This window comes from Pseudomonas kitaguniensis, assembly GCF_009296165.1.
GTDB classification, from domain to species: Bacteria; Pseudomonadota; Gammaproteobacteria; order Pseudomonadales; family Pseudomonadaceae; genus Aquipseudomonas; species Aquipseudomonas kitaguniensis.
The window spans coordinates 39,796-66,672 of the sequence record NZ_VUAZ01000036.1; the positions used below are offsets into that span (position 1 = coordinate 39,796).

22 protein-coding genes and 1 pseudogene are annotated in these 26,877 nt (G+C 60.2%); 10 read left to right on the plus strand and 13 right to left on the minus strand.

Features of this window, described 5'->3' with window-relative positions:
• Positions 1-173: 173 nt before the first annotated feature.
• From pstA to F0169_RS07120, 4 genes are all read right to left on the minus strand, one after another.
• Complete coding sequence (pstA, locus tag F0169_RS07105) at positions 174-1,844, minus strand: phosphate ABC transporter permease PstA (RefSeq protein WP_058415744.1); 1,671 nt, start codon at positions 1,842-1,844, stop codon at positions 174-176.
• A 15-nt stretch (positions 1,845-1,859) separates the two neighbouring features.
• The gene (locus tag F0169_RS07110; protein ID WP_172979358.1) at positions 1,860-3,893 is read right to left on the minus strand and encodes an ABC transporter permease subunit; all 2,034 of its coding nucleotides are present in this window, start codon (positions 3,891-3,893) and stop codon (positions 1,860-1,862) included.
• 486 nt (positions 3,894-4,379) lie between these two features.
• Entirely contained in the window at positions 4,380-5,366 is a 987-nt protein-coding gene (locus F0169_RS07115; protein ID WP_058415746.1) for a phosphate ABC transporter substrate-binding protein PstS, read from the minus strand.
• Between the two features lie 132 nt (positions 5,367-5,498).
• Positions 5,499-6,788 carry an MFS transporter gene (locus tag F0169_RS07120; protein ID WP_058415747.1) on the minus strand — a complete coding sequence of 430 codons (1,290 nt, stop codon included), beginning with the start codon at positions 6,786-6,788 and terminating at the stop codon, positions 5,499-5,501.
• A 408-nt stretch (positions 6,789-7,196) separates the two neighbouring features.
• Between F0169_RS07120 and F0169_RS07125 the strand changes: the two genes are divergently transcribed.
• Complete coding sequence (locus tag F0169_RS07125) at positions 7,197-7,601, plus strand: acyl-CoA thioesterase (RefSeq protein WP_003176975.1); 405 nt, start codon at positions 7,197-7,199, stop codon at positions 7,599-7,601.
• A 57-nt stretch (positions 7,602-7,658) separates the two neighbouring features.
• On the plus strand, positions 7,659-8,558 hold the full coding sequence (locus F0169_RS07130; RefSeq protein ID WP_152746098.1) for a D-hexose-6-phosphate mutarotase: 900 nt from the start codon (positions 7,659-7,661) through the stop codon (positions 8,556-8,558).
• A gap of 24 nt (positions 8,559-8,582) precedes the next feature.
• Here F0169_RS07130 and F0169_RS07135 read toward each other — a convergent pair whose 3' ends face one another.
• From F0169_RS07135 to F0169_RS07165, 8 genes are all read right to left on the minus strand, one after another.
• Positions 8,583-9,119 (minus strand): DUF3299 domain-containing protein, encoded by a 537-nt coding sequence (locus F0169_RS07135; protein ID WP_058415749.1) that lies wholly within the window; start codon positions 9,117-9,119, stop codon positions 8,583-8,585.
• 76 nt (positions 9,120-9,195) lie between these two features.
• Positions 9,196-9,441 (minus strand): GlsB/YeaQ/YmgE family stress response membrane protein, encoded by a 246-nt coding sequence (locus tag F0169_RS07140; RefSeq protein ID WP_010168336.1) that lies wholly within the window; start codon positions 9,439-9,441, stop codon positions 9,196-9,198.
• A 106-nt stretch (positions 9,442-9,547) separates the two neighbouring features.
• Positions 9,548-10,633, minus strand: coding sequence for a 5-(carboxyamino)imidazole ribonucleotide synthase (locus tag F0169_RS07145; RefSeq protein WP_049710884.1), 1,086 nt, complete (start codon positions 10,631-10,633; stop codon positions 9,548-9,550).
• A gap of 11 nt (positions 10,634-10,644) precedes the next feature.
• On the minus strand, positions 10,645-11,136 hold the full coding sequence (gene purE / locus F0169_RS07150) for a 5-(carboxyamino)imidazole ribonucleotide mutase (RefSeq protein WP_122249677.1): 492 nt from the start codon (positions 11,134-11,136) through the stop codon (positions 10,645-10,647).
• A 196-nt stretch (positions 11,137-11,332) separates the two neighbouring features.
• Positions 11,333-11,869, minus strand: a complete 537-nt coding sequence (locus tag F0169_RS28300; protein WP_241679064.1) for a type II toxin-antitoxin system HipA family toxin — start codon at positions 11,867-11,869, stop codon at positions 11,333-11,335.
• Positions 11,866-12,636 (minus strand): type II toxin-antitoxin system HipA family toxin, encoded by a 771-nt coding sequence (locus F0169_RS28305; protein ID WP_425274278.1) that lies wholly within the window; start codon positions 12,634-12,636, stop codon positions 11,866-11,868. The genes F0169_RS28300 and F0169_RS28305 overlap by 4 nt, the downstream gene beginning before the upstream one ends.
• A complete protein-coding gene (locus F0169_RS07160; RefSeq protein ID WP_241679066.1) occupies positions 12,633-13,007 on the minus strand; it encodes a helix-turn-helix domain-containing protein in 375 nt (124 codons plus the stop codon). Before F0169_RS07160 ends, F0169_RS28305 begins: the two co-directional genes overlap by 4 nt.
• 170 nt (positions 13,008-13,177) lie before the next feature.
• A complete protein-coding gene (locus tag F0169_RS07165; RefSeq protein WP_058415753.1) occupies positions 13,178-14,116 on the minus strand; it encodes a LysR substrate-binding domain-containing protein in 939 nt (312 codons plus the stop codon).
• Between the two features lie 182 nt (positions 14,117-14,298).
• Here F0169_RS07165 and F0169_RS07170 point away from each other — a divergent pair.
• The 5 genes and pseudogenes from F0169_RS07170 to F0169_RS07185 all read left to right on the plus strand — a co-directional run.
• Positions 14,299-15,278, plus strand: a pseudogene (locus F0169_RS07170) (lyase family protein); the annotation flags it as partial.
• A 177-nt stretch (positions 15,279-15,455) separates the two neighbouring features.
• Complete coding sequence (locus F0169_RS27755) at positions 15,456-15,722, plus strand: hypothetical protein (protein WP_241679067.1); 267 nt, start codon at positions 15,456-15,458, stop codon at positions 15,720-15,722.
• Positions 15,723-16,114: 392 nt separating this feature from the next.
• Entirely contained in the window at positions 16,115-17,566 is a 1,452-nt protein-coding gene (locus F0169_RS07175; protein ID WP_058415755.1) for an alanine/glycine:cation symporter family protein, read from the plus strand.
• 83 nt (positions 17,567-17,649) lie between these two features.
• Positions 17,650-18,633 (plus strand): asparaginase, encoded by a 984-nt coding sequence (locus tag F0169_RS07180; protein WP_152746100.1) that lies wholly within the window; start codon positions 17,650-17,652, stop codon positions 18,631-18,633.
• Between the two features lie 93 nt (positions 18,634-18,726).
• Positions 18,727-23,322: a coiled-coil domain-containing protein gene (locus F0169_RS07185; protein ID WP_152746101.1), complete on the plus strand. Its 4,596-nt coding sequence runs from the start codon at positions 18,727-18,729 to the stop codon at positions 23,320-23,322.
• Positions 23,323-23,362: 40 nt separating this feature from the next.
• Here the strand turns inward: F0169_RS07185 and pdxR are convergent, their stop codons facing one another.
• Positions 23,363-24,904 (minus strand): MocR-like pyridoxine biosynthesis transcription factor PdxR, encoded by a 1,542-nt coding sequence (gene pdxR / locus F0169_RS07190; protein ID WP_152746102.1) that lies wholly within the window; start codon positions 24,902-24,904, stop codon positions 23,363-23,365.
• Between the two features lie 102 nt (positions 24,905-25,006).
• Between pdxR and F0169_RS07195 the strand changes: the two genes are divergently transcribed.
• The 3 genes from F0169_RS07195 to F0169_RS07205 are packed head-to-tail and all read left to right on the plus strand — an operon-like array spanning position 25,007 to position 26,770.
• A complete protein-coding gene (locus F0169_RS07195; protein ID WP_152746103.1) occupies positions 25,007-25,645 on the plus strand; it encodes an FMN-binding negative transcriptional regulator in 639 nt (212 codons plus the stop codon).
• Entirely contained in the window at positions 25,642-26,088 is a 447-nt protein-coding gene (locus F0169_RS07200) for a GNAT family N-acetyltransferase (RefSeq protein WP_152746104.1), read from the plus strand. The genes F0169_RS07195 and F0169_RS07200 overlap by 4 nt, the downstream gene beginning before the upstream one ends.
• Positions 26,089-26,098: 10 nt before the next feature.
• Positions 26,099-26,770 (plus strand): GNAT family N-acetyltransferase, encoded by a 672-nt coding sequence (locus F0169_RS07205; protein ID WP_152746105.1) that lies wholly within the window; start codon positions 26,099-26,101, stop codon positions 26,768-26,770.
• Positions 26,771-26,877 lie beyond the last annotated feature (107 nt).

Consider the following 26,877-nt stretch of genomic DNA (forward strand, 5'->3'; position numbering starts at 1 on the left):
ATTCATTTCGTTGAACCGCCAGCTTCATGATTGGGCCTGGCGGTTTACCTCAAATCTGTGTGTGGCGCGGTTCACTGTGGGAGGGGGCTTGCTCCCGATAGCGGTGTATCAGAAACACATGTGCTGGCTGACACATCGCTATCGGGAGCAAGCCCCCTCCCGCATTGGTTCGGTTAGCTGTCCAGCGCTTTGTACTTCTCGCGCAGGTGGTTACGAATCCACACCGCTGACAGGTTAAGCGTGGCAATCACCAGCACCAGCAGCAACGCGGTGGCGTAGACCAACGGCCGTGCGGCTTCGACGTTAGGGCTTTGGAAGCCGACGTCATAAATATGGAAGCCCAAGTGCATGATCTTCTGATCCAGGTGCAGGTAAGGGTAGTTACCATCCAGCGGCAGCGACGGTGCCAACTTCACCACACCCACCAGCATCAGCGGCGCCACTTCACCGGCGGCGCGGGCCACGGCGAGGATCATGCCGGTCATCATCGCCGGGCTGGCCATCGGCAGCACGATCTTCCACAGCGTTTCGGCTTTGGTCGCGCCGAGTGCCAGCGAGCCTTCGCGCACCGTGCGCGGAATTCGCGCCAGGCCTTCTTCGGTGGCCACGATCACCACCGGCACTGCCAGCAGCGCCAGCGTCAGCGAGGCCCAGAGCAGGCCCGGCGTGCCGAAGGTCGGGGCCGGCAGGGCTTCGGCGAAGAACAGACGGTCGACCGAGCCGCCCAGTACGTACACAAAGAAGCCCAGGCCGAACACGCCGTAAACAATCGCCGGTACGCCCGCCAGGTTGTTCACGGCAATGCGGATAATCCGCGTCAGCGTGTTTTGTTTGGCGTACTCACGCAGGTACACCGCCGCCAGCACGCCGAACGGGGTCACGATCATCGCCATGATCAGGGTCATCATTACGGTGCCGAAGATCGCCGGGAAAATCCCGCCTTCGGTGTTGGCTTCCCGTGGGTCGTCGCTGAGGAATTCCCAGACCTTGCTGAAGTAGAAGCCGACCTTGGTGATGTAGCCCATGGCGTTCGGCTGGTAGGCATGCACGACTTTGCCGATGCCGATTTCGAGTTCTTTGCCGTTGGCATCGCGGGCGGTCAGGCTGTCGCGATTGAACTGGGTGTGCAGGTCAGCCAGGCGCGCTTCGATGTCCTTGTAGCGGTTGTTCAGTTCGGCGCGGCCGCTGTCCATATCAGCCTGAGCGGTAGCGTCCAGCTTGCCTTCCAGCTCCAGCTTGCGACCGTGCAGGCGGATGCGTTCCAGCCCGGCGTTGATCGCGCCGATGTCGGTTTTTTCCAGGCTCTTGAGCTGCGCCGCCAGCTTGTTCACGCGCTCGACACGCGCTTGCAGCTCCGGCCACGCCGCTTCGCCTTGAGCGATGACCTTGCCATCCTGCTTGACGTTGACCAGGGTGCCGTAGAAGTTGCCCCACTCACGACGCTCGATGGCCATCAGCTCTGCGGGCTTGGTCTGGTCCTTCAGCCACTCGCCGACAATCCAGGTGAAATCGTTGCCGTTCAAGTCGCGGTTGCCGACCTTGATCAGCTCGCGGGTCATGAACTCCGGGCCTTGGTCGGGCACCGGCAGGCCAGCGCTTTTCAAGCGCTCGCGGGGTACTTCTTCCTTCTGCACCACTTCGCCGATGACGATATGGTTTTCCTGGCCCGGCACGTTGTAGTTGGCCTGGATCAGGTCGGCCGGCCAGAAGTGGCCCAAACCACGCACCGCAATCACAGCCAGCAAACCGATGGTCATGATGACCGCGATGGACACTGCGCCACCGCTGATCCAGACGCCGGGGGCGCCGCTCTTGAACCATCCATTCAGGGAGTTCTGTTTCACAGACTTCTACCTTTCTTAAAGCGACGAGTATTTCTTGCGCAGACGCTGACGAATCAGCTCGGCGAGGGTGTTCATGATGAAGGTGAACAACAGCAGCACCAGCGCCGAGAGGAACAGCACGCGGTAGTGGCTGCCGCCGACTTCCGACTCAGGCATCTCCACCGCGACGTTGGCCGCCAATGTGCGCAGGCCTTCGAACAGGTTCATCTCCATCACCGGCGTGTTACCGGTGGCCATCAGCACGATCATGGTCTCGCCCACAGCGCGGCCCATGCCGATCATCAGCGCAGAGAAAATCCCCGGGCTGGCGGTCAGGATCACCACGCGCGTCATGGTCTGCCACGGCGTGGCACCCAGGGCCAGCGAGCCCAGCGTCAGGCCGCGCGGCACGCTGAACACGGCGTCTTCGGCGATGGAGTAGATGTTCGGGATCACCGCAAAGCCCATGGCCAGGCCGACGACCAGGGCGTTGCGCTGGTCGTAGGTGATGCCAAGGTCGTGGGAGATCCACATGCGCATGTCGCCGCCGAAGAACCAGGTTTCCAGGTACGGGCTCATGTACAGCGAGAGCCAGCCCACAAACAGGATCACCGGGATCAGGATCGCGCTTTCCCAGCCATCCGGCACCCGCAGGCGGATCGAGTCCGGCAGGCGACTGAAGACAAAACCGGCGACTAGAATACCGATCGGCAACAGCATCAGCAGGCTGAAAATACCCGGCAGATGCCCTTCCACATACGGCGCCAGGAACAGGCCCGCGAAGAAGCCGAGGATCACCGTCGGCATCGCTTCCATCAGCTCGATCACCGGCTTGACCTTGCGGCGCAGGCTTGGGGCCATGAAGTAGGCGGTATAAATGGCGGCGGCGACGGCCAGCGGTGCGGCCAACAACATCGCATAGAACGCGGCTTTCAGCGTACCGAAGGTCAGCGGCGCCAGGCTCATTTTAGGTTCGAAATCGGTGTTGGCGGCGGTCGATTGCCAGACGTATTTAGGCTCGTCGTAGTTTTCGTACCAGACCTTGCTCCACAACGCGCTCCACGACACTTCCGGGTGCGGGTTGTCGAGCGTCAAGGGTTGCAGCTTGCCGCCGGTTTCGACGATCACACGGTTGGCGCGTGGCGACAGGCCGAACAGGCCTGGGCCGTCGACCACCGGGTCAACCAACAGGGTGCGGTGCGCAGTGCTGTGGAACACGCCGAACTTGCCGGAGGCGTCGAGGGCAGTGAAGCCTTTGCGACGCTCTTCAGCGGTGATTTCAATAATCGGCGAGGTGCCCATCTGGAAGGTGCGAATTTGCTTCAGGTGCTGCTCGCCATCCGGGTCCCGGGCCATGAACCATTGCGCCAGGCCACCCTTGGAGTTACCGACGATCAACGAAATACCGCCGACCAGTTGGGTGCTGGCGGTGATTTCAGCGGCGCCGTCTTCGAGCAATTTATAGCGACCGTTGAGGCTCTTGTCGCGCAGGCTGAACACATCGGCAAGGGCACGGCCGTTGATCACATACAGCCACTGCTGGCGTGGGTCGATAAAGATCGCCTTCACCGGCTCGGTCATTTGCGGCAGCTCGACACGCTTCTGCTCACTGGTGACTTCACCGGTCATCATGTTTTCTTCGCGGCTCAGGGTCAGCACGTTCAAGTACGAACCGGCAGAACCTGCAACCACCAGCGACGAATCGGTGGCATTGAGCGCGACGTGCTCCAGCGCGCGGCCCTGCTCATCAAGCACGATCGGCGTGTCACCGTAAGGGTATTCAATGGCCGGCGTGATGGTCTTGTTGCCGTCCGGGTAGGACACCTTGTACGTGTGGCGGAACACCAGAGACTGGCCATTCGACAAACCGAGAATCACCAGCGGGCTGCCTGGCTGGTCTTTACCGATAGACACGACGCTGGCGCCGGCCGGCAGCGGCAAGTCGACACGTTTGAGCTCGTCACCGGTTTGCACATTAAAGAACAGCGCCTGGCCCTTGTCGGATACGCGCATGGCGACCTGGTTCTGTTCTTCGAGGGAGATCAGCAACGGCTTGCCGGCGTCCTGAATCCAGGCGGGCGTCAGCGCGTCTTCCTTGGTCAGCGAAGCCCCTTGGAACAAGGGCGCGACGACGTAGGCAAGGAAGAAGAAAATCAGGGTAATCGCACCGAGGACGGCGAGGCCGCCAATCAACACATACCAACGGGTCAGGCGATCTTTGAGCGCGCGAATACGGCGCTTGCGTTGCAGCTCAGGCGTATTGAAATCAATGCGCTTGGGAGGGGAAATCGTCGTCATGGTGGAATTGGCCAGATCATTCATGCGCACACCCTAGCGGTCCTGTATGACAGAAAGATGACAGTGCAGTGACGCAAGAAATCCGCCGCGTAGCAGGGCTGCCAGCGGACTAAAGAGTTAGGGGTGTAGACGGTTTAATGTGGGAGCGGGCTTGCCCGCGATGGCATCAATGCAGTTTCAACTCTACACCGCGTCGCCAGCATCGCGGGCAAGCCCGCTCCCACACAAAAACATGCATCTACACCAGGTATTGCAGGCTTAGTTGCCTTCTTTCAAACCCAGGTCAGCCAGGGCCTTGGTGACAACTTTGGCCGGCAGTGGGATGTAGCCGTCTTTTACCACGACTTCCTGGCCCTGTTTGGACAGAACCAGTTTCACGAACTCAGCTTCCAGCGGGGCCAGAGGCTTGTTCGGGGCTTTGTTGACGTAAACGTAGAGGAAACGCGACAGCGGGTATTTGCCGTTCAGGGCGTTTTCTTCGCTGTCTTCGATGAAGTCAGTGCTGCCTTTTTTGGCCAGGGCCACGGTCTTCACGCTGGCAGTCTTGTAGCCGATGCCCGAGTAACCGATGCCGTTCAGCGAAGAGCTGATCGACTGCACAACCGAAGCCGAACCAGGTTGTTCGTTCACGTTAGGCTTGTAGTCGCCTTTGCACAGGGCCTCTTCCTTGAAGTAGCCGTAAGTGCCGGATACCGAGTTGCGACCAAACAGTTGCACTGGCTTGTTGGCCAGGTCGCCGGTCACACCCAGGTCGCCCCAGGTTTTCACGTCGGCTTTGGCACCGCACAGACGCGTCGAGGAGAAGATCGCATCGACCTGTTCCATCGTCAGGTGCTGGATCGGGTTGTCTTTGTGCACGAACACCGCCAGGGCATCCACAGCCACCGGGATAGCGGTTGGCTTGTAGCCGTACTTCTGCTCGAAGGCAGCCAGTTCGGTGTCCTTCATCTTGCGGCTCATCGGGCCCAGGTTAGAGGTGCCTTCAGTCAGCGCAGGTGGTGCAGTGGCGGAGCCGGCAGCCTGAATCTGGATGTTGACGTTCGGGTATTCCTTTTTATAGGACTCAGCCCACAAGGTCATCAGGTTAGCCAGAGTGTCGGAACCAACGCTGGACAAGTTGCCCGATACGCCAGTGGTCTTGGCGTAAGCCGCAATTGCCGGGTCAACACCAGCGGCCACCGCGTGGGCGGTCGCAACGCTAGCAGCGACAAAAGTCATTGCCGCCATCAAACGCTTCAGTTTCATGCCTTGCTCCTAGCAGATAGGGATAATTGGAACGGGGCCAAGTATCGAGAGGCCGTGTGAACACTCTATGTCCGAAATATGACAATTGGATGAAAGGCCACTACCGCAAAGCATGTGAAATACCATCAGAGGTCAGCGACCGCGCGCCCACAGATACCCGCCCACCACCATCCCCATCACGCAAATGACCGCAACGTAGTAAGCCGGGCCCATCGGGCTTTCTTTCATCAGCAGCGACACCGCCAACGGCGTCAGCCCGCCAAATACCGCATAAGCCACGTTGTAGGAGAACGACAAGCCGCTGAAACGCACCACCGGCGGGAAGGCTTTGACCATCACGTAGGGCACCACACCGATAGTGCCTACACACAAGCCGGTCAAGGCGTACAGCGGGAACAGCCATTCGGGGTAGGCGACGAGGCTGTGATAAAGCGTCCAGGAGCTGCTCAGCAACAGCAGGCAACCCACAACCAGCACGCGGCCGGCGCCGAAGCGGTCGGCCAGTGCGCCGGAAAGAACACAGCCCAAGCTCAGGGTGATGATGGCCAGGCTGTTGGCTTGCAGGGAAACGGTCGGGCTGAAGTGGTAGACGGTTTGCAGCACGCTCGGGGTCATCAAGATGACCACGATGATGCCGGCGGACAGCAACCAGGTCAGCAGCATCGACAGCACGATGGCGCCACGGTGGTCACGCAGCACCGTGCCCAGTGGCAGTTCGGCGGCCAAGGTCTTGCGTTGCTGCATCTCGGCGAAAATCGGTGTTTCATGCAACCAGCGACGCAGGTACACCGACAGCAGGCCAAACACACCGCCGAGCAGGAACGGGATGCGCCAGGCGAAATCCGACACCTGCTCCGGGCTATAAAGAGTGTTGATGGCAGTGGCCACCAGCGAACCCAGCAGGATACCGGCGGTGAGGCCGCAGGTCAGCGTGCCGCAGGCATAGCCGATATGGCGCGACGGTACGTGTTCGGAGACGAACACCCACGCGCCGGGGACTTCGCCGCCAATTGCCGCGCCCTGAATAACGCGCATCAGCAGCAACAGGATCGGCGCCCACAGGCCGATCTGCGCGTAGGTCGGCAGCAGGCCCATGATCAGGGTCGGCACGGCCATCATGAAAATGCTCAGCGTAAACATCTTCTTGCGGCCCAGCAGGTCGCCGAAGTGCGCCATGATGATGCCGCCCAGCGGGCGCGCCAGGTAGCCGGCGGCGAAGATGCCGAAGGTCTGCATCTGGCGCATCCACTCCGGCATGTCGAGCGGGAAGAACAGTTTTCCGACCACGGTGGCGAAAAACACGAAAATGATGAAATCGTAGAACTCAAGCGCCCCGCCCAAGGCAGACAGCGACAGGGTTTTGTAGTCGTTGCGGGTCAGCGGGCGCGACGGTTGCGCGCTGCTTTCGGGCACGGAGGACATGGCAAGGCTTCTCTTATTAGTCAGAACGGCAAGCACATAGCTTGGGCAGAGCCAGAAGGGGTTCGGCAAGATAGCAAATCGCTTGCAAAAGCACACCAGAAGCACAGTTGCCGTAAAAAGCCCCGATACAGCCACTAATTGCCGACCAAATGAGCGCCGGGAGGTCGTCGTGGCGTCAGGGTGTCGATATACTCGGCCCTTGCCAGCGTCAGAGCCGCAGGCTTGAGGGGCTGCTGTGCCAAACCGCCGTTGGGCGCCACCCAGCCGGTTTGGCAGAGTTTCCCTTTAGTACGCCTTACGAGAAACGTGTCGAACGGAGTATGTTGGTGCTGAACCGTTTTTCCACCAGTCGGCTATCCACTTTGCTACACCTATAAAAAAGCGTCACGGGTCAGAGGCACCCCCGGCATGATCGAACTCGAACAAGAAGATCCTATCCCGCAAGGCGATCTCGCCCTGCAAATCACCGCGCTCCCGCGTGAAACCAATGGCTTCGGCGATATATTCGGCGGCTGGCTGGTTGCGCAGATGGATTTGGCCGGCACTGCAATGGCCAGCAAGGTCGCGGGCGGCCGCGTGGCCACCGTGGCGATTGATCGCATGGCCTTTTTGGTGCCGGTGGCGGTTGGCGCGCAATTATCGTTCTATACCCAGGCGCTGGAAATCGGCCGCAGCTCGATCCAGATGATGGTCGAAGTGTGGAGCGACGACCCGCTGTCCAGCGAATGGCGCAAGGTTACCGAGGCGGTGTTCGTGTTTGTCGCCATCGATGGCAGCGGCCGCACGCGCTCGGTTCCATCGCGCGCGCGTTAAACCTCGCAGGGTTTTGACGGTCAATTGCCCCATTGCCTGCCATTAAGAGTGCCTGTTATGCCTACGCCCCACGTAGAGAACGTGCAAATCGACCAACTGGACTGCTGGCGCATCCGCCACAACGGCGCCGAACTGATGGTGGCCCAACAGGGCGCGCACATTTTCAGTTACCAGCGCCAGGGCGAACAGCCGCTGATTTGGCCTAACCAACAGGCCGTGTTCAAAAAGGGCAAAGGCATTCGTACCGGTGTGCCGGTGTGCTGGCCGTGGTTTGGCGTGTTTGACCGCAACCCGCAAAGCGTGAAGGCCATGCGCCAGAGCGACGAGCCGGCCGGCGCGCATGGTTTTGTGCGCACCGCGATCTGGACGCTCGACACGGTGACGCCGGTTGGCGACGCGCTTCAGGTGGATCTGCTACTGCCGGTGCCCGAGGGTGGCTTCCCCGGTTGGCCGCATCAGGTTGACCTGAAGCTGAGCCTGCTGTTGGACGATCAGCTGCACATTCGCCTAACCAGCCATAACCGCGGCACCGACACCGTGACCCTCAGCCAGGCGCTGCACACCTACTTCGCCGTAAGCGACGTGCGCAACGTGCAGGTCGAAGGCCTCGACGGGCTGGCGTATATCGACACCGCTGACGGCTGGACCGAGAAAACGCAAACCGGTCTGCTGCATTTCACCGCCGAGACCGATCGCATCTATCTTGATACGCCGTCCCAATTGAGCATTGTCGATAAAGACTGGCAGCGCCGCGTCCAACTGACGGCCGAGGGCTCGACGTCGACCGTTATCTGGAACCCCTGGACTGACCGCGCCAAAGCGTTTGACGACATGGCCGATGATGGCTGGCGGGGCATGCTGTGCATCGAAACGGCCAATGTGCTGGACGATGTGGTGAGTCTGGCGCCGGGCGAAAGTCACACGCTGGGTGTGAGCATCCGCGGCCTCACCTTGTAAACATGTGGGAGCAGGTGCTGGGCTTTAGAGGTCGGACTCTTTTACCGCCCTCACCTTTCCCGCATCCAGCGCGTACGCCGCATCGGCCAGGTCGTTGTTGACCTTCTCGACCTTCAATGTGCCCGTCACCCACAGCGGCGTGTAAATATCATCCAGCTTCAACCCCTTTGGGTAGCGCACCAGCACCAACTGGTTAGGCGGCGGTGGTGGCACGTGGATGCAAGCGCCAGGGTACGGCACCAGGAAGAACAGCGTGCTGCGGCCCTTGGCGTCGGTTTCCAATGGCACGGGGTAGCCACCGATACGGATGCTCTTGCCGTTCATGGCGGCCACGGTTTTGGTGGAATACATCACCGCTGGCAACCCCTTACTCTGCTTCAAGCCACCTTTGTCGGTGAACGTGCCTTGGGCTTCGGGGGAGTTGTGGTCGATTTCAGGCATTGCTTCGAGGGCTTTCTGATCCGACAGCGGCATCAGGTCGAGCCAGTCGGTTTCCGGCAATTCGCCAGCGTGGGCAAGGCCAGAGCCTAGCAAAAGGAGAGTCAGCAGAAGACGGCGCATGGAGAGGCTCGGCAATTACAAGTGGCGAGCATTCTAACCCTCTGCGCCTGCGCAGCGCAGAGGGCTCGACGCTAAATCATTTTTTTCGCAGCAGACCGTAAATCACCAGCAGCACGATGGCGCCGATCAGCGCACCGATAAAGCCTGCGCCTTGGCCTGCCTGGTAGATGCCCAGGGCCTGACCACCGTAGGTGGCGACCAGGGAACCTGCGATACCCAGCAGGATGGTCATGATCCAGCCCATGCTGTCGTCGCCAGGCTTGAGGAAACGTGCGAGCAGACCGACGATCAAGCCGATAAAGATGGTTCCGATGATACCCATGGCATTTCCCTCTGATTGAATGTGAGTCATGAAAAAGCCTAGTAAGGCTTTACCATCCTGCAATCAGAGAGACGACGGTGACCAATGGTTCCCGCCGTCGCACCGGTTATTGCTCGGCGATCAGCGCCTCAACCTTGAGGATCTGCGCCTCAAGGGTCGCGCGGTCCTTGCAACGCAGATTGGCGTGGCCGACTTTGCGCCCGGCCTTGAAGGCTTTGCCGTAGTGATGCAGATGGCAGTCATCAATCGCGATGACTTTTTCCACCGGCGGCACAACCCCGATGAAGTTGAGCATGGCGCTCTCGCCGACCTTGGCCGTGGAACCCAATGGCAAGCCCGCCACCGCCCGCAGGTGGTTTTCGAACTGGCTGCACTCGGCGCCTTCGGTGGTCCAGTGCCCGGAGTTGTGCACACGCGGGGCGATTTCGTTGGCCTTGAGGCCGCCGTCGACTTCAAAGAACTCGAACGCCATCACGCCGACGTAATCCAGCTGCTTGAGCACCCGGCTGGAGTAATCTTCGGCCAAGGCCTGCAACGGATGGTCGGTGCTCGCCACAGACAGCTTGAGAATGCCGCTGTCATGCGTGTTGTGCACCAACGGGTAGAAGCGGGTTTCGCCATCGCGCGCGCGCACCGCGATCAACGAGACTTCACCGGTGAATGGCACGAAGCCTTCCAGCAAGCAGGCCACGCTGCCCAGCTCGGCAAAAGTGCCGACCACATCGGCGGCGGTGCGCAGGACTTTTTGGCCCTTGCCGTCGTAACCCAAGGTGCGGGTTTTCAGCACGGCGGGCAGGCCGATGCTGGCGACGGCGGCGTCCAGGTCTGCCTGGGACTGAATGTCGGCGAACGCCGGCGTCGGAATGCCGAGGTCCTTGAACATGCTTTTCTCGAACCAACGGTCGCGAGCAATGCGCAAGGCTTCGGCGCTCGGGTACACCGGTACGAACTGCGACAGGAAAGCCACGGTTTCGGCCGGGACGCTTTCGAACTCGAAGGTCACCAGGTCGACTTCATCGGCCAATTGGCGCAAGTGGTCCGGGTCGCTGTAGTCAGCGCGCAAGTGTTCACCCAGGGCTGAGGCGCAAGCGTCCGGCGCGGGGTCCAGGAACGCGAAGTTCATCCCCAGCGGGGTACCCGCCAGGGCCAGCATACGGCCCAATTGGCCGCCACCGATTACACCGATTTTCATCGTCAACACCCTCAGGCGATACGTGGGTCTGGGTTTTCCAGCACGCTGTCTGTCTGCTCGGCACGGAATTTCTTCAGCACCGCGTGAAACTGCGGGTGCTTGGCGCCCAGGATGCTGGCGGACAGCAGCGCTGCGTTGATCGCGCCCGCTTTGCCGATCGCCAGCGTGGCCACCGGAATACCGGCCGGCATCTGCACGATGGACAACAGCGAATCCACGCCCGAGAGCATCGACGACTGCACCGGCACGCCCAGCACCGGCAAGTGAGTCTTGGCCGCACACATGCCTGGCAAGTGCGCTGCACCGCCGGCACCGGCGATGATCACCTCGATGCCACGCGATTCTGCTTCATCGGCATACTGGAACAGCAAATCCGGGGTGCGGTGGGCAGAGACCACTTTCACTTCATACGGAATGCCGAGCTTTTCCAGCATATCGGCGGTGTGGCTAAGGGTGGACCAATCGGACTTGGAGCCCATGATCACGCCAACCAATGCACTCATCGTCGTGCCTCTTCTCTCTGGGCGCCCGCAGGCGCGTCAAAAAACAACAAGCCACGCGGGAAATCCGGCGTGGCTTGGTGTACGAATTAAGGCCGGTTGGACCGGCCGAAGGCCGCGCAGTATACCGTAATGCAGCAGATAAACAGCCCCTCGGATGACCATCTGTCTTGCGGCGCAAAGTGGCGGTTTTATTGACTCAGGAGTCAGCGATGAGGTCGATGCGATGGGTCTTGGCAATGGCATCAATCATGGCGGATGAAACACCCGCTGCTGCCGCGATGACAGGCCATTGCGCCACCGCCTCATGCACCTCCCGGATGATCTGCCGGGCCTTGAGCCCCTTGATCTGACGCCCAACACTGAGCAGGTCATCCAGCACAAAGTTGTCGCGTTTGCCGTTAATGCTCATCTGATGGCTATTGACCCAGAAGTTTCCAGGCATATAGGACCATGTCACGTCGTAGGCAGGCGACAAGTACCAGGTGCCATCGGTATCCAGCAAAAAGCTGATGTTCTTGGTGTGATCGTCCTGATTTCGAGCAATCACATTGAACACCATCCGCCGAAAAAACTGCTCTGCCTCTCGGCGCCCCAACTTCAACACCCGGAACACGCTCAATGCCTCGGCGTATGAGTATTCCCCGGGTTTTTTATAGTCAGCATGATCCAGCGCGCACAACGTCGCGGTATGGATTTTTTCGCCTTCATCGGTGCGGTCAAATCGCCGGGTCATAAAATGGGCGCGCCACCCTCTTCAAGCAGGCGGCATTCGGTCATTACCACCAAGGCTTGCCTGGCCATGAGGTGGTAGGCATATTCGATCCGGCCAAAGCCTTGGCTGTCGGCAAGCACGTCAGTGTTTTTGGCGACGTCAAATTTGAGCAGCCAGTAGCTGTAGCCCTGCGGCGCTGTCACTTGCCCTGACCGGACGTGCCCTTGGTCGTTGATTGCGATGATTGCCTTCGCCCGCGCACCGCCTGCGCTGGTGCCGACCTGAATCAAGCGCTGCAAGGCGGCATCGTCGACAGTGGGATCATTCGACGTCAGCCGGTCCTCCAGGCTCTCGCGCCCCGCAAGGACCTCACCGGCCAACTGAACCAGCGCCTCGATCTCGATACTTTCGGCTTCGTTGGCCTCTGTTTTCATCGCTGGGCGGTACTCCAGCGCGCCCATCCCGCGATTGCCCTGATACAGCAACCGATCCACTGGCGTGAAGGCAAGCTTGTCGCGACCTTGCTGGGCTAACCAGGCGTCAATCAGCGCATTACCAAAGTCATCGGGAAGTGAGTCGGCAAAAATCGCAGGCAGTGCGTTATAGGTTTGCCGATTCAGGTTTGAGAACGCATAGGTGTAATCGGCACGGGCAGGCATGTGGATGGGCGAGATTTCCAACCCGGTAGCCACGAACTCGGGAGAAAATTCGAACCCGCCAACCAGCGTTGCCTCGTCCCAATTGAGTGCCCCGACGTACAGGCCCCATAGGTAAATTTGTGCGATCACCAACCGGTGTCCTTCTTGATTGCATCGGGAGCGATAAGCTTTTTCTTGCCCGTTACCGAAGCTTCTGCGGATGGATTCTTGCGGGTGGTGTAAGCGCGCTGGCGTTTTTTCCCGGCCATCTTCGCCATCTGAATCGGGCTGGAACGTACCTCCTCGACAAGAGAGCTCAACCGGTCCAATTCGCCGATCACGCGTAACACCGAAATCAGGTTAAGCAAGGTGCCCTTGCCCGCCATCAGTTGACGTAGCGTCGTGCGGGAAATACCCGCCTCTTCGGCGACGGTTTCCTGATTGATGTTCTTTTTCACCCTCAAGGTTTCAAGGCGCGAGCCAATCGCTTGCGCGATGGCCTGCTCACTCATCGTAGTCATTCGCATGTTGTCCAGCTTCCTGATCGATAGGTGAACTTGCATTCAGTATTGATCAGTATCCCAGCCAATAATCCGGCGACAAACCAATTGCGATAAAGCCAGATTTTTTGGATAGAAACATGATCAAAATATGACTATAGATGGTTTATTGATCAGAAAACTAACCAATTTTATAACTGCCCGGTACCACCGCGCTCAGCCACCGGGTTTTGCGCTGCGCCGCCTTCCAGCTTGCGCCACAGTAAGCGCACGTTTGCCTTGCGCACCAACGCGCAGCGGTACAGGCGAATCTCCAGTGGCACATGCCATTGCGGGCCGCCGCACACCACCAACTCGCCGCGTGCCAATTCGGCGCGCACACTCAGTTGCGGCACCCAGGCGATGCCCAACCCTTCCAACGCCATGCTTTTCAGGCTGTCGGCCATCGCGGTTTCGTACACCGTGGTAAAGCGCAGGGCGCGCTGGCGCAGCAGCAAGTTCACCGACCGCCCAAGGAAGGCGCCGGCGCTGTAGGCCAATAACGGCACGCTGCCCTCGCCTTCCAGGTCGAACAATGGCTTGCCATCGGCATCAGCAGCGCACACCGGCAGCATTTCGGTATTGCCCAGGTGCAGTGACGGGAATATCTCCGGGTCCATTTGCAATGCGGCGTCCGGGTCGTAGAACGCCAGCATCAAGTCACAGCCGCCTTCGCGCAGGGCGTGCACCGCGTCGCCGACGTTGGTGGCGACCAGCCGCGTGGCGATGTTCAAGCCTTCGTTGCGCAATTGCGCGATCCAGCGCGGGAAAAAGCCCAACGCCAGGGAATGCGCGGCCGCCACTTGCATGACTTCGCCCTGCCCGCTTTCCAGATGGTGCAAATGGCGCAGCACTTCACCGAGCTGTTCAACCACTGTTCGCGCGGTCACCAGAAACAACTGCCCGGCGGCCGTCAGCTCAACCGGTGTGCGCGAGCGGTTCACCAGCGTCAGGCCCAGCGCGGCTTCAAGGCTGCGGATACGTCGGCTGAAGGCCGGCTGAGTGACAAAGCGTCGCTCTGCGGCCTGGGAAAAACTGCGCGTCGCCGCCAGGGCGCTGAAGTCTTCCAGCCATTTGCTCTCAAGGTTCATTACTGCCTCCCGTGGGCACGCACCAATTTGGTACACACGCCCGCCATGATAACCGGGTCACACCTACATTATGCCGTTTGTGCATAGGCCAGTGCTGAACAGCATTGGCCCAAAACTTCCCACAAGCCTAGCATTCGCAGCGTTCCGGCCAGTTCCGGGTCCTTATCGAGATGATTTCCGTCATGTCCTCCGCTGCATCATTCCGCACAGAAAAAGACCTGCTTGGCGTACTCGAAGTACCTGCTCAAGCGTATTACGGCATCCAGACCCTGCGAGCGGTGAATAACTTCCGCCTCTCGGGCGTTCCGATTTCGCATTACCCTAAATTGGTGGTCGGCCTGGCAATGGTCAAGCAAGCGGCCGCTGATGCCAACCGCGAGTTGGGCCAGCTCAGCGAAGCCAAGCACGCTGCCATCAGCGAAGCCTGTGCACGCCTGATCCGCGGCGATTTCCACGAAGAGTTCGTGGTGGACATGATTCAAGGCGGCGCCGGCACTTCAACCAACATGAATGCCAACGAAGTCATCGCCAACATCGCGTTGGAGGCCATGGGCCACAACAAGGGCGAATACCAGTACCTGCACCCTAATAACGACGTAAACATGGCGCAGTCGACCAACGATGCTTACCCGACCGCGATCCGTTTGGGTCTGCTGCTCGGGCATGATGCGCTGTTGGCCAGCCTCGACAGCCTGATCCAGGCATTCGCCGCCAAAGGCGTCGAATTCAGCCACGTACTGAAAATGGGCCGCACCCAACTGCAAGACGCCGTGCCGATGACCCTCGGCCAGGAATTCCGCGCCTTTGCCACCACCCTCGGTGAAGACCTGGCGCGCCTGAAAACCCTCGCGCCAGAGCTGCTCACCGAAGTAAACCTGGGCGGCACCGCCATCGGTACTGGCATCAACGCCGATCCGCGTTACCAGGCCCTGGCCGTACAGCGCCTGGCCCTGATCAGCGGCCAGCCGCTGGTGCCGGCGGCTGACTTGATCGAAGCGACCTCTGACATGGGCGCCTTTGTACTGTTCTCCGGCATGCTTAAGCGTACCGCGGTAAAACTCTCGAAAATCTGCAACGACCTGCGCCTGCTGTCCAGCGGCCCACGCACCGGCATCAACGAAATCAACTTGCCGGCGCGCCACCGGGCAGCTCGATCATGCCCGGCAAGGTCAACCCGGTTATCCCGGAAGCCGTCAACCAGGTGGCTTTCCAGATCATCGGTAACGATTTGGCGCTGACCATCGCGGCCGAAGGCGGCCAACTGCAGCTGAACGTGATGGAGCCGCTGATCGCCTACAAGATCTTCGACTCGATCCGCCTGCTGCAACGCGCCATGGACATGCTGCGCGAGCATTGCATTGTCGGCATCACCGCCAACGAAGCGCGTTGCCGTGAACTGGTGGAGCACTCCATCGGCCTGGTGACCGCACTGAACCCATACATCGGCTATGAAAACGCCACCCGCATTGCGCGTATCGCCCTCGAAAGCGGCCGCGGCGTGCTGGAACTGGTGCGCGAAGAAGGCTTGCTCGACGACGCTATGCTCGACGACATCCTGCGCCCCGAAAACATGATTGCGCCACGCTTGGTCCCGTTGAAGGCCTAAGCGTTTGTTGCACCGCTCACCAGGTTGAGGGACTAGACACCTCTCACCTTTTGAGGGCCTGAAGGCTCACTCTTCAGGCCCTTTTTTTTGCCTCAGGGTTGTGAAATGAAGCCTATAAAAAATCCAATATCGCAGCGTAAACCCTCCTTGCCCCCAATAGCTTGGCTGAAACCTTTAATCGCCCCGTGCAGACGGATCCCGCTTGCGTAGGTATAGTGCCGACCCTCTTCGCGTCTGTGGCCGTCGGTAACGAGGCCCGGGTAACCGCGAAAGCGCATGAATAACAACACCCGCAAAAGGATTGGGGTCGAACCGTCGCGCACTGCCTGGTGCTATGCGAAGGGTTGAACCGTCCTGCGTTTGCCATTAGAAAAATCAGCGAGGAACACTCCATGCTCGAAGTCATCAACGACTTCCTCTCAGGGAAAGTACTGATCGTGCTCATTGTAGGGCTCGGCGGTTATTTCACGATCCGTTCGCGTTTCGTGCAGTTGCGTCACTTTTTCCACATGTTCTCGGTATTTCGCGACAGCCTGAAGAGCAGCTCCGGTCAACTCAGCTCGTTCCAGGCGCTGATGCTCAGCCTGGCCGGCCGCGTAGGTGCCGGTAATATCGCAGGTGTCGGCATTGCCGTGACCCTGGGTGGCCCCGGCGCCGTGTTCTGGATGTGGGTCACCGCGCTGGTGGGCATGTCTTCGAGCTTTATCGAATGCTCACTCGGCCAACTGTACAAACGTACCGACGCAGACGGCGCCTACCGTGGCGGCCCGGCTTACTACATTCAGCACGGCCTGCAAAAACGCTGGCTGGGCATGGTCATGGCATTCCTGTTGCTGGTGACCTTCGGGTTTGCCTTCAACGGCCTGCAAGCCCACGCCGTGACCCACTCGCTGAACAACGCTTTCGGCCTGGACACCACCTACACTGGCTTGGCGCTGGCGGTGTTGCTGGGCCTGGTGTTCATCGGCGGGATCAAGCGCATTGCCTCGATCGCCGACTTGCTGGTGCCGGTCAAGACCCTGGTTTACATCGCCGTGACCCTGTACGTGATCGTGCTGCAATTTGACCACGTACCGGCCATGCTCGCGACCATCGTCAGGAGTGCTTTTGGCCTCGACCAAGCCTTCGGTGGCCTGGTGGGCAGCGCCATCATCATGGGCGTAAAGCGCGGCGTGTTCGCCAACGAAGCCGGTTTGGGCAGCGCACCTAACGTGGCAGCGGTGGCTTCGGTAGAGCACCCGATCGCCCAAGGCGTGGTGCAAGCGTTCAGCGTGTTCCTCGACACCTTCGTAATCTGCACCTGCACTGCGTTGCTGATCCTGCTCTCCGGCTTCTATACCCCGGGCTTTGAAGGCGACGGCATTGCCCTGACCCAGAACTCCCTGGCGGCGGTGGTAGGTGACTGGGGCCGGATGTTCATCTCGGTGGCCCTGGCGTTGTTCGTGTTTACCTCGATCATGTACAACTACTACCTCGGCGAGAGCAACCTGCGCTTTCTGGTCGGCAACAACCGCAAGGTGCTGATGGGCTATCGCGCGCTGGTACTGGTGTTGATTTTCTGGGGTTCGATCGAGAACCTGGGCACCGTGTTTGCCTTCGCCGACATCACCATGACCTTGCTCGCGTTCGTTAACCTGTTCGCCCTGGCGTTCCTGTTCAAGATCGCCATGCGCGTACTGGACGACTACGACAACCAGCGCGCTGCGGGCATCAAGACGCCGGTGTTCGATTCCAGCCAGTTCCCTGACCTGGACCTGGACCGTACCGCGTGGCCAGCTAACCCGGCAAAGCCGCAAACCGGCACCCAAGCGTCGGCTGAATCGGTCGCTCCAGCGCAACGCTGAGCGCAGTAAGCCTAGATAGATGACACGCCGCCCGGCCTTGGGCATGCTCTGGGCCCGGCGGCGTTTTTCGTTCAGGAGATTGTATGCAACCAGCTAATAACGTCATGGTGCTGTACACAGGCGGCACCATCGGCATGCAGGCCAGCGCCAACGGCCTGGCGCCTGCGTCGGGTTTCGAAGCGCGCATGCGCGAACAGCTTGCCACGCTGCCAGTACCCGCTTGGCGCTTTCGGGAAATGGCGCCACTGATCGACAGCGCCAACATGACGCCCGCTTACTGGCAGCGCCTGCGGGTTGCCGTGATCGAGGCCGTGGACGCGGGGTGCGACGCGGTGTTGATCCTGCACGGCACCGACACCCTGGCCTACAGCGCGGCGGCCATGAGCTTTCAACTGCTCGGCCTGCCGGCGCCGGTGCTGTTCACCGGCTCCATGTTGCCCGCCGGCGTGCCCGACAGCGATGCCTGGGAAAACGTCAGCGGCGCGCTGCAAGCATTGGGCGAAGGCCAGCCATCGGGCGTGCAGCTGTACTTCCACGGCGCGCTGATGGCGCCGACGCGTTGCGCGAAAATCCGCAGTTTTGGTCGCCATCCATTCGCGGCGCTGCAGCGCAATAGCGGCGCGGCCAAGGCCGACTCACTTCCCGCCGCCCTGGATTACCGCCAGCCCAAGGCCTTGGCCAACGTCGGCGTGTTGCCGCTGGTGCCTGGCATCGCCGCCGGGCTGTTGGATGCGCTGATCGACAGCGGCATTCAGGCGCTGGTCCTCGAATGTTTTGGCAGCGGCACGGGGCCAAGCGACAACCCTGAGTTTCTCGCCGGCCTGCAGCGCGCTCGAGATAAAGGGATTGTGGTGGTGGCAATCACTCAATGCCATGAAGGCGGCGTGGAACTGGATGTGTACGAAGCCGGCAGCCGTTTGAGCGGCGTGGGCGTGTTGTCCGGTGGCGGCATGACCCGCGAGGCGGCGTTCGGCAAGCTCCACGCGTTGATCGGCGCAGGTCTTGCGACGGACGAAATCCGCCGCTTGGTAGAGCTGGACCTGGGTACGCAATCGCACCCTAGATAAGTACCTCCCTCCCCGTCTTGCTGCTTTCTAGCATGGAAACCCCGAGCGTTAACCTCGGGTTGTTCCCATCAAACGGCAAGACAGGGATGCACCATGACCACTCCAAGCACCACCGCGCAGGATGCAGAACCCGAAGATCTCACGCAGAAGCTGATCACCCAGCTATGTGTCGGCCCCTCAATAACAGAGGTGGCCGGCGAACTGCTGCGCGAAGCGTTAGACGCACAGTATCCAGACCTGCATATCAACCCGGATACCACACTGTTGGGCACGCCGGTCTGGAAGTTAGTCGACGACAAGATCATCTCTGCCCCCCCGTACTATCAGACCCTCAGCGCCCTACTGGCCAGGCAGGCCGTGCTGAAAGTGCCGACGCTGTGCATTGAGGGCGAACACTTTCTGACCCGACTCCCGCTGACCGAGCCTGCGGTTAACGTGTCGGTACGCATTGTTGAAGTCGCCGACACGATCAACATTTTGGCGCCAGCCCTGTTCCCGTCGTTCAAGGAACAACTGGTGGACTTCTGGAACAACAGCAACGGTAGCGGCCCTCGCTGGCACGAACTTTCCAACACGCTGCGCAAAGCCTGGAATGTGCACCAGGTGGATGAGTGGAGCGATGAAGACTGCACATTGGCGCGCAGCTTGTACCACTCGCCCGACCCGGCGAATCGACAGCCCAACGACCCACTGCGGTCTCGTGCATGCCTGATCGACGTTGACCTTGTAAGCGGCACCAAGGTTACCCACACCCAACAGGTATTTATCGCCGTGCTGATAGGGCAGTCCGAGGGTAAAACCGTCATCCTTTGCCACTCACTCGACGGGTACAAAAAATTCACCACGCAGGATCAACTCGGCGAGTACCTGACGACGCTGGTTTACCAGCCAACACCCTATGACAGCCTGCAGTGGCAACTGTACGAGCCCGCCGGGGATTTTTTCGAGCACTTGGCTTGCTCGCTGGTCATGCTGCAAATAGACGCGCTGACCACCACCTCCGCTGGCACGTTGGCGACGCCGAGCACCGCCCCATTGAGCGTATTGGCCGGCACGCCCGGACAGGTCACAGCCAAAGGACCGGACCTTGCCTGGTATCAGCAATCGTTACCGGACTGGCTCGCCCGGGCGTCCACGTCGGACCGGGCGTTTTATTCGCGGCACCTCAAAGACCTGGCCGCACTGAACAGCCTGAACACGGGGAAAACCTACCAGGACGACATCCCGTCTATCCAACAGTACGCTCAGGACACACTCAAGGCGCAGATCATCAAAGACCACCCCGTCGCTGCGAACCTGCGCCTGGACACCCTGACCATCAAGGTCGAAAGCCAGGTTGTGTGGGGCATATTCACGGTGCCGGGGCAGGTCGAAACCAGCACCTTCAGCCTCGCCGAATTGGCGCTGCAAAACCTGATCGCATTGCCCATCGGCAACCAAACCCTGCGAATGCAGGCGCGCAAGGCCCTGCCTGCGTGGCTGACCGTCGCTTACGTGAAAAAGCTCATTGCCCAAGTCGATATCGGCACCACCTACCTCGCGCTGATACGCAGCAAATTGATAGACGACGCTGCCGAGTCGGCGCGGCGCAAAACCTTGTACATCCAACACTTGCGCATCCAACTGCCGCTGCTGGCGTTGCAATGCAAAATCCGCCAAGAAGCGGGGATTGACGAGCGCGGCTACCGCTACGTGGCAGCCGTGATGCAAGCCGACAGCAGCGACCGTTATGTTGACGGGCAAGCCATCGTCATCCGGCATTTGGCCTTCGTGCCCAAACGCCGCAAGACCAATGAGCAGGACGTGGTGAACAACATGTATGTCATCGGCCCGCAAAATGCCGAAGCCGGCCGCTGCCTGTTGTATCGCCCGCTGTTCGAGCCGGCGCTGATTCAATACCCCTCACAGGCAAACCTGTTGTACGCCATCGCACAGTCTCGCGACCTACGCAATTCGGTGGTCGCTTGGCTGCCGGATTCAGCGCGCCCTGACTATGCCAACTATGTGTTTCCTGGCGACCTGCCCTCGCCTTGGGCCGTGGCCGACCTTCTGGTGGAACCTGACAAGCTCTGGACCTTCACCGGCCCCATGAGCCTTGGCCAACAAGCCCTCAACGGCAATCAGTTCAGCACGTTGTTTGATGCGAACGCCAAGGCACTGATCGAGCTGGCGGACCGCCAATCGGTCTCCAATGCCGAAAACCGCTGGGCAACGCTCAAGCAGGCCGGTTGGTTGATCTTCAATTCAGCCTTGCCCTTTATGGGCCGTATCGCCAGCACCGGGGCCTGGATCTGGCAGATCGTCGATCAAGTGCAGACACTGGTCGAGGCGCATCAACACGACGAGCAACAGGCCCAGTGGTCGGCGCTTACCGATGTATTGCTCAACCTGGGTATGGCCATCACCTTGCATATCGCGACCCGCGCGCACCCAGACGCGACCTCTGCCAAGGTCGAGCCACACACACCGCGTCTCCCTGCCAAGCAGCCGGTTACCGTGGAGCAATTGCCTACGCGCACCACAGAACAGGTGCCTGCCGGTCACGAACTGGCACTGAACACCAGCGGCGCGATCACGCGCACGGCCAGCAGCCTGGCGACCTTGCTGGACAGTTTTACCACCGACAAACCCGCTGACCTGCCTGCAGCCATCACCTTAGAAGGCAGTGCGTACCGACACCTTTATCTGCTTGAAAAGCACTACTACGCCGCAGTGGGCACACGCTGGTTTGAAGTGACGCTGGACGGCGACGAGACCATCGTCATCGTCGATTCCAAGCAGCCCAACCGCAGAGGGCCGCCGCTGATTCACAGCGCGAAGGGTGAGTGGTTCATCGACACCCGGCTACGCCTGCGCGGTGGCGGCCGCAAAAGCACACAAAAAAGCGCCTTGGAAAAGGCAAAAGCCAAGTCCATTGAGCTGCGTACAAAATTGGCGGCATTCGAAGACGCCAAAACAGTTGCACAACGCGAACTGCAACAAGCCCACGACGCCATGACCGATGCGCCCGGCACTTCGGCACAGGCCAAACGCCAGGCCTACCTGGGCAAACTCGACAGCCAACGTTCAGACTACGAAAAGGCACGACAACAGCTGATGACCTTGCATGTCTTTACCCCGGTCGCTGACTTTCAGAAAAAAGCGCTGGGTTATGTGAAGGCTCAAATGGAGCTCAATGAGGAAGGCCTCAGAGAGCTGCAAACCACGTTCACCCCGCAACTCAATACGGTCCTTGACCAGCTCGAAACCCCGGAGGCGTCAACTCAGGCAAGCCGCGTGGTGGACGCGCGATTAGTCAGTGACATGAGTGACGACATCATCGAACGCCTGGATTACGCGCAATCGCGCTTCACTGAGCTACGGCCACTGGCTCGTCAAGGCTTGCACATGATTCAGAGCAGCAAAAGCCGGCTGCCCACCTACACCAGCGACGACCTGCGAGCCTTGCAAGTGACGCTGGCGCGAAATCTATGCCTGCAACCGCACTCCATCACCACTGAACCTGCGGCCTGGACCCTGATCAGCGAGATTGTCGATGGCGCAGACCTTGCCGTGCAGACCCTGCGTGACGCCCTGCAAGAGCGTAGCGAAGCACGTTTGGACGAACGCATTGAAACGTTGAGCAGCCTGGTCGAGCAGTTTCAATTCATTGACGAGCGCCTGCAGGACTTTCCCGAGGACTATTCCGAACAAACCCTGACCGCGCCGGTTGGAAACCTGCGTGAAATGCTGCGCGGCTTCGCTGATCGGGCCATCGCCGAACTTGCGCCTCTGCACGTTCAGCAAGAGCACCGGCGCATCCGCCCTACACCGCCGCCTACACCGCCAAGGGCGGTGAAAAAGTTTATCCACACACGTTTCAACGGCGTGTTGATTGGCGAACCGCGCTTGACCTCGATGGGCCTCGAAACCGATCTTGTCGACATCAAGTCACCGCTGACCCATAAAACCCTGGCCACCTTTCATGAAAAAGCCTCAGGTGTCTGGGTCGAGCACATTGAGGGGCCCACCACACCTGTACCGGCCACGCCCACGATTGAAACCAGCCTGGCTAACGGCCAGGCGTTATTGGCCCAACTCACTACGTTTCAGGCGCGCGCCGATGAGCAAATAAACAAACCCTCGCGCACACCCATCGGCATCGAACACATGTTTCATCAACATGCCCAAGTGCTGGAGAAGGCCGGTCAGGCCATCGAAGATGCACTGACCCAAGCCAATGTTACCGAAAGCCACCAGCCATCGGCGGCCACCCTGCGCAAACAACTCGACACCGCAGCCCAAGCGCTTTACCAGCAGGCTAATCAGCAAGTGCAGAGGATGATCATGCAACGGGCGCCCACCCTTTCGGGTGTTGAATGGCTGAAGAACAACAACGTCATCACTATCAAAAAAACCGTCAAGCGGCGCCGACTCAAAAGTGCCACCAAGGACTATCTGGATGAGTACACCATCACCGATGAGACCACCCGCACGACACTCTGGTATGCCCATTTTCATTACTCAAACGCAAGCGCACCGGCCGATAGATTTCTAGCCGCACGCTTGAAAACCCCACAAGAACACGCGCGTGGCATGGCGTCGGATGATCTTCATGGGCTCAACGCAGAACAACGGGTCGCGTTCTACCGCAGCACCATCAATCTGACGCAGGCCAGGCGATTGTTTTTCCGGGTACAGACCGATTAACACACGCCGCGGCAACCGCACATAACGTGCTCCAGCGCATTCAACAAGGCCCCCATGCCTGGCGTAATCGCGCCAGGGCTTGGGCGATGTCCGCCTCGGGCACGGCGGAGAAACCCAGCACCAGCCCGGCACGCTGATCGACAGGCGTGCCGGACTGCGCCAGCCAGTAGCTGCTCAAGCCATTGACCTCGACACCGACCTCGGCGGCCTGCGCCAGCAATTGCTGCTCGCGCGCCAGGCTGCTCACGCGCACTGTCACGTGCAGCCCCGCCGCAACGCTGGGCAGCTCGCCCACGCCTGGCAGGCCAGCGGGCCAACCGGCAAGCAAGGCATTGCGCCGGCTTGATGCGGCACGCCGCATACGCCGGATATGCCGCTGGAAATGCCCCGCTGCCATAAATTCGGCCATCACCGCTTGGGTACTGACTTCGGAATGGCGCATGTCGACGGCGCGGCGCCGGGTGAACGCGTCGACCAAACCCTGTGGCAATACCAGGTAACCCAAACGCAAGGCCGGGAACGCCACCTTGCCAAAGGTGCCGACGTACAGCACTCGCCCGCTGCGGTCGAGCGCCGCCAACGGCGACAGGGGCGCGCCGCTGTAGCGGTACTCGCCGTCGTAATCGTCCTCGATGATCCAGCCGCCCGTACGTGCAGCCCAGGCCAGCAGTTCCAGGCGCCGCGCCAGGCTCATCACCACACCCAACGGGTACTGGTGGGAAGGCGTGACATAGGCCAGCCGGCAATCAGCGAGGGTGTTCAGCACTTGGCAATCAATGCCTTCGGCGTCCACCGGCACGCCGTGTAATTGCCCACCCGCCACGGCGAACGCATGGCCTGCCGCGCGATAGCCAGGATTCTCCACCGCCACCGCGTCCCCAGGCTCTACCAGCAACTGTGCACAAAGGCTTATCGCTTGCTGTGCACCACTGGTGATCACTATTTGCTCAGCGGTGCACTGCATGCCCCGCGAGCTGCGCAAATAAGCGGCGATCAAACCGCGCAGCCGAGCGTCGCCTGCCGGGTCGCCGTAACACAACTGCGCAAGGTCCGGCTTACGCCAGAACGCCCCGTTCAGCTTGGCCCATGTCTCAAACGGGAACAGATCGAACGCCGGCACGCCCACACGAAATGCTCGAGGCGGCCCCGCAGGAGGCTGGGATAAGTGGTTATTTTTGACCCGCGCCAGCGCGGCGCTGTGGATAACTTTTTCGCCCGGTTTTTTCGGAAAATCGACCCAATTTGTGGATAAGGCTGGGGATAAGCCTGTTGAAAACCCTGTGGATACTTTTGTGGATAGTTTTTTTGGCGTGGGTAATTGAGCGACATAAGTGCCATCACCGACCCGGCTCTCAATAAACCCTTCTGCATACAGCTGATCGTAGGCACGCACCACGCTATTGCGCGAGATCGACAGCGAAGCCGCCAAGTCGCGGCTGGCGGGCAACCGCGTACCGCTGACCAGACGCCCATCGAGTACTCGCTGGCGCAGGGCTTGATACAACTGGCGTGTCAGCCCCTGGCGGCGGTCCAATTCAATACCGGCGGGGTTGAATGACAGCGGTGGCGCAACGGCTGACATGGCGCGAACTCCAGGATTGGACCTATAAAATTGGCCATAGATGGCTCTTACAACGAACCATTAGCCTGCCTAGGATGCACGCATTCGCCAAGGAAAATTTCCATGTACACACCCCGCGCCTTTGCCCTAGACGATTTGCCCGAACTGCAGCAACTGATCCAGCACACTCGCTTGGCGCAGTGCGTGACCGTGGGTGAGCACGGCTTGCAAGCCAGCCACCTGCCGCTGCTGCTCAACCCCGATGAAGGCCCGAACGGCACGCTGTACGGGCACATGGCCAAAGCCAACCCGCAGTGGCACGACCTGCAAAATGGCCGCGAAGCATTGGTGATCTTCGCCGGCGCCGAGGCCTACATCAGCCCGGCGTTCTACCCGGCCAAGGCCGAGCACGGCAAAGTGGTGCCGACGTGGAATTACATCGCGGTGCATGTTTACGGCAAGGCCCAGGTGTTTACCGACGCCGAGCGCCTGCTTGCGGTGGTCAGCGCTCTCACCGACCGCCACGAAGGCGGTCGCGCACAGCCGTGGAAAGTCAGCGACGCCCCGGCCGACTACATTGACGGCATGCTCAAGGCCATCGTCGGCTTCGCACTGCCCATCGAACGCTTGATCGGCAAGCGCAAACTCAGCCAGAACCGCAGCCCGGCCGACATCGCCGGGGTGCGTGAAGGCTTGGCCGCAAGCACTGATCTGCGCGACCAAACCCTCGCCCGCGTTATGCCTCAAGGAGTTTCAGAATGAGCCCGATCGACATCCGCCAGGTGACCGCCGCCGACCACGCCGCCTGGCTGCCGTTGTGGCAAGCGTATTTGACGTTCTACAACACCGAACTGCCGGACGCCGTCAGCCAAAGCACCTGGCAACGCCTGATCGATGCCAACGAGCCGACCCATTCGGCGCTGGCCTGGCAAGACGGCAAGGCGGTGGGCATGGTCAATTTCATCTACCACCGCTCCAACTGGAGCATCGAGAATTCCTGCTACTTGCAGGACCTGCTGGTGGACCCGGCCCAACGCGGTACCGGTGTCGGCCGCAAGCTGATCGAATTTGTCTATACCATCGCGAAAGCCGATGGGTGCTGTAAGGTCCACTGGTTGACCCACGAAACCAACGCCACCGCGATCCAGCTGTACGAGCGTATCGCCGAACGTCCCGGATTTATCCAATTTCGCAAAGGTCTTTAAGGAGCACAGCATGCCCACCTCTCTCGCCGACTGGAAAGGCGCTCCGGCGCCCAGCGTTGAACTGCTCGAAGGGCGTTTTATCCGCCTCGAAAAACTTGACCCGGCGCGCCACGCCGATGGCCTGTGGCAAGCCCTCGAAGGCCCCGGCGCAGACCCAAAGCTGTGGGATTATTTGCCCTATGGCCCATTTGCCGGGCGCAGCGCGTTCGATGCGTGGCTTAACAACCATGCACAGCACAACGAGCCGTATTTCTTCAGTGTTATCGACCGCGCCAGCGGTGACGTACAAGGCATCCTCAGCCTGATGTCCATCGTCCCCGCCCACGGCCGCATCGAAATCGGCCACGTCACCTTCGGCGCGCCGATGCAGCGCTCGCCGAAAAGCACCGAGGCAGTGTACCTGCTGGCCAAATACGCCTTCGAGCTGGGCTACCGCCGACTGGAGTGGAAGTGCAACAACGCTAACGCGCGCTCCAAGTACGCGGCGGAGCGCTTGGGGTTCAGTTTTGAAGGCGTGTTCCGCCAGCACATGGTCGTAAAGGGCCAGAGCCGCGATACCGCCTGGTATTCGATCATCGATTCAGAGTGGCCAAAGGTCGGCACGGGGTTTGAGCAATGGCTGTCAGCCGCGAACCTGAGCGGTTCGACGCAATTGAAAAGCCTGGCAGAGTGCCGCGGCTGAATCGCCCACACAGGCAAAAACAACGGTGGAGCGCTTGCTCGCGATTGTGCGGGCTGTGTCAGATAAAGTTTTTTTTCAACACACACCGTATCGCGAGCAAGCCCGCT

What these genes read in the sequence shown, in the direction of transcription:
- F0169_RS07120 (WP_058415747.1), bottom strand. Translation starts at nt 6,788, where the DNA reads ATGTCCTCCGTGCCCGAAAGCAGCGCGCAACCGTCGCGCCCGCTGACC.
- F0169_RS07200 (WP_152746104.1), top strand. Translation starts at nt 25,642, where the DNA reads ATGAGCCCGATCGACATCCGCCAGGTGACCGCCGCCGACCACGCCGCC.
- F0169_RS07195 (WP_152746103.1), top strand. Translation starts at nt 25,007, where the DNA reads ATGTACACACCCCGCGCCTTTGCCCTAGACGATTTGCCCGAACTGCAG.
- F0169_RS27755 (WP_241679067.1), top strand. Translation starts at nt 15,456, where the DNA reads ATGCTGCGCGAGCATTGCATTGTCGGCATCACCGCCAACGAAGCGCGT.
- F0169_RS07115 (WP_058415746.1), bottom strand. Translation starts at nt 5,366, where the DNA reads ATGAAACTGAAGCGTTTGATGGCGGCAATGACTTTTGTCGCTGCTAGC.
- F0169_RS07160 (WP_241679066.1), bottom strand. Translation starts at nt 13,007, where the DNA reads ATGACTACGATGAGTGAGCAGGCCATCGCGCAAGCGATTGGCTCGCGC.
- F0169_RS07175 (WP_058415755.1), top strand. Translation starts at nt 16,115, where the DNA reads ATGCTCGAAGTCATCAACGACTTCCTCTCAGGGAAAGTACTGATCGTG.
- F0169_RS07130 (WP_152746098.1), top strand. Translation starts at nt 7,659, where the DNA reads ATGCCTACGCCCCACGTAGAGAACGTGCAAATCGACCAACTGGACTGC.
- pdxR (WP_152746102.1), bottom strand. Translation starts at nt 24,904, where the DNA reads ATGTCAGCCGTTGCGCCACCGCTGTCATTCAACCCCGCCGGTATTGAA.
- F0169_RS07165 (WP_058415753.1), bottom strand. Translation starts at nt 14,116, where the DNA reads ATGAACCTTGAGAGCAAATGGCTGGAAGACTTCAGCGCCCTGGCGGCG.
- F0169_RS07140 (WP_010168336.1), bottom strand. Translation starts at nt 9,441, where the DNA reads ATGGGTATCATCGGAACCATCTTTATCGGCTTGATCGTCGGTCTGCTC.
- F0169_RS07125 (WP_003176975.1), top strand. Translation starts at nt 7,197, where the DNA reads ATGATCGAACTCGAACAAGAAGATCCTATCCCGCAAGGCGATCTCGCC.
- F0169_RS07180 (WP_152746100.1), top strand. Translation starts at nt 17,650, where the DNA reads ATGCAACCAGCTAATAACGTCATGGTGCTGTACACAGGCGGCACCATC.
- F0169_RS07145 (WP_049710884.1), bottom strand. Translation starts at nt 10,633, where the DNA reads ATGAAAATCGGTGTAATCGGTGGCGGCCAATTGGGCCGTATGCTGGCC.
- purE (WP_122249677.1), bottom strand. Translation starts at nt 11,136, where the DNA reads ATGAGTGCATTGGTTGGCGTGATCATGGGCTCCAAGTCCGATTGGTCC.
- F0169_RS07205 (WP_152746105.1), top strand. Translation starts at nt 26,099, where the DNA reads ATGCCCACCTCTCTCGCCGACTGGAAAGGCGCTCCGGCGCCCAGCGTT.
- F0169_RS28300 (WP_241679064.1), bottom strand. Translation starts at nt 11,869, where the DNA reads ATGACCCGGCGATTTGACCGCACCGATGAAGGCGAAAAAATCCATACC.
- F0169_RS07135 (WP_058415749.1), bottom strand. Translation starts at nt 9,119, where the DNA reads ATGCGCCGTCTTCTGCTGACTCTCCTTTTGCTAGGCTCTGGCCTTGCC.
- F0169_RS07185 (WP_152746101.1), top strand. Translation starts at nt 18,727, where the DNA reads ATGACCACTCCAAGCACCACCGCGCAGGATGCAGAACCCGAAGATCTC.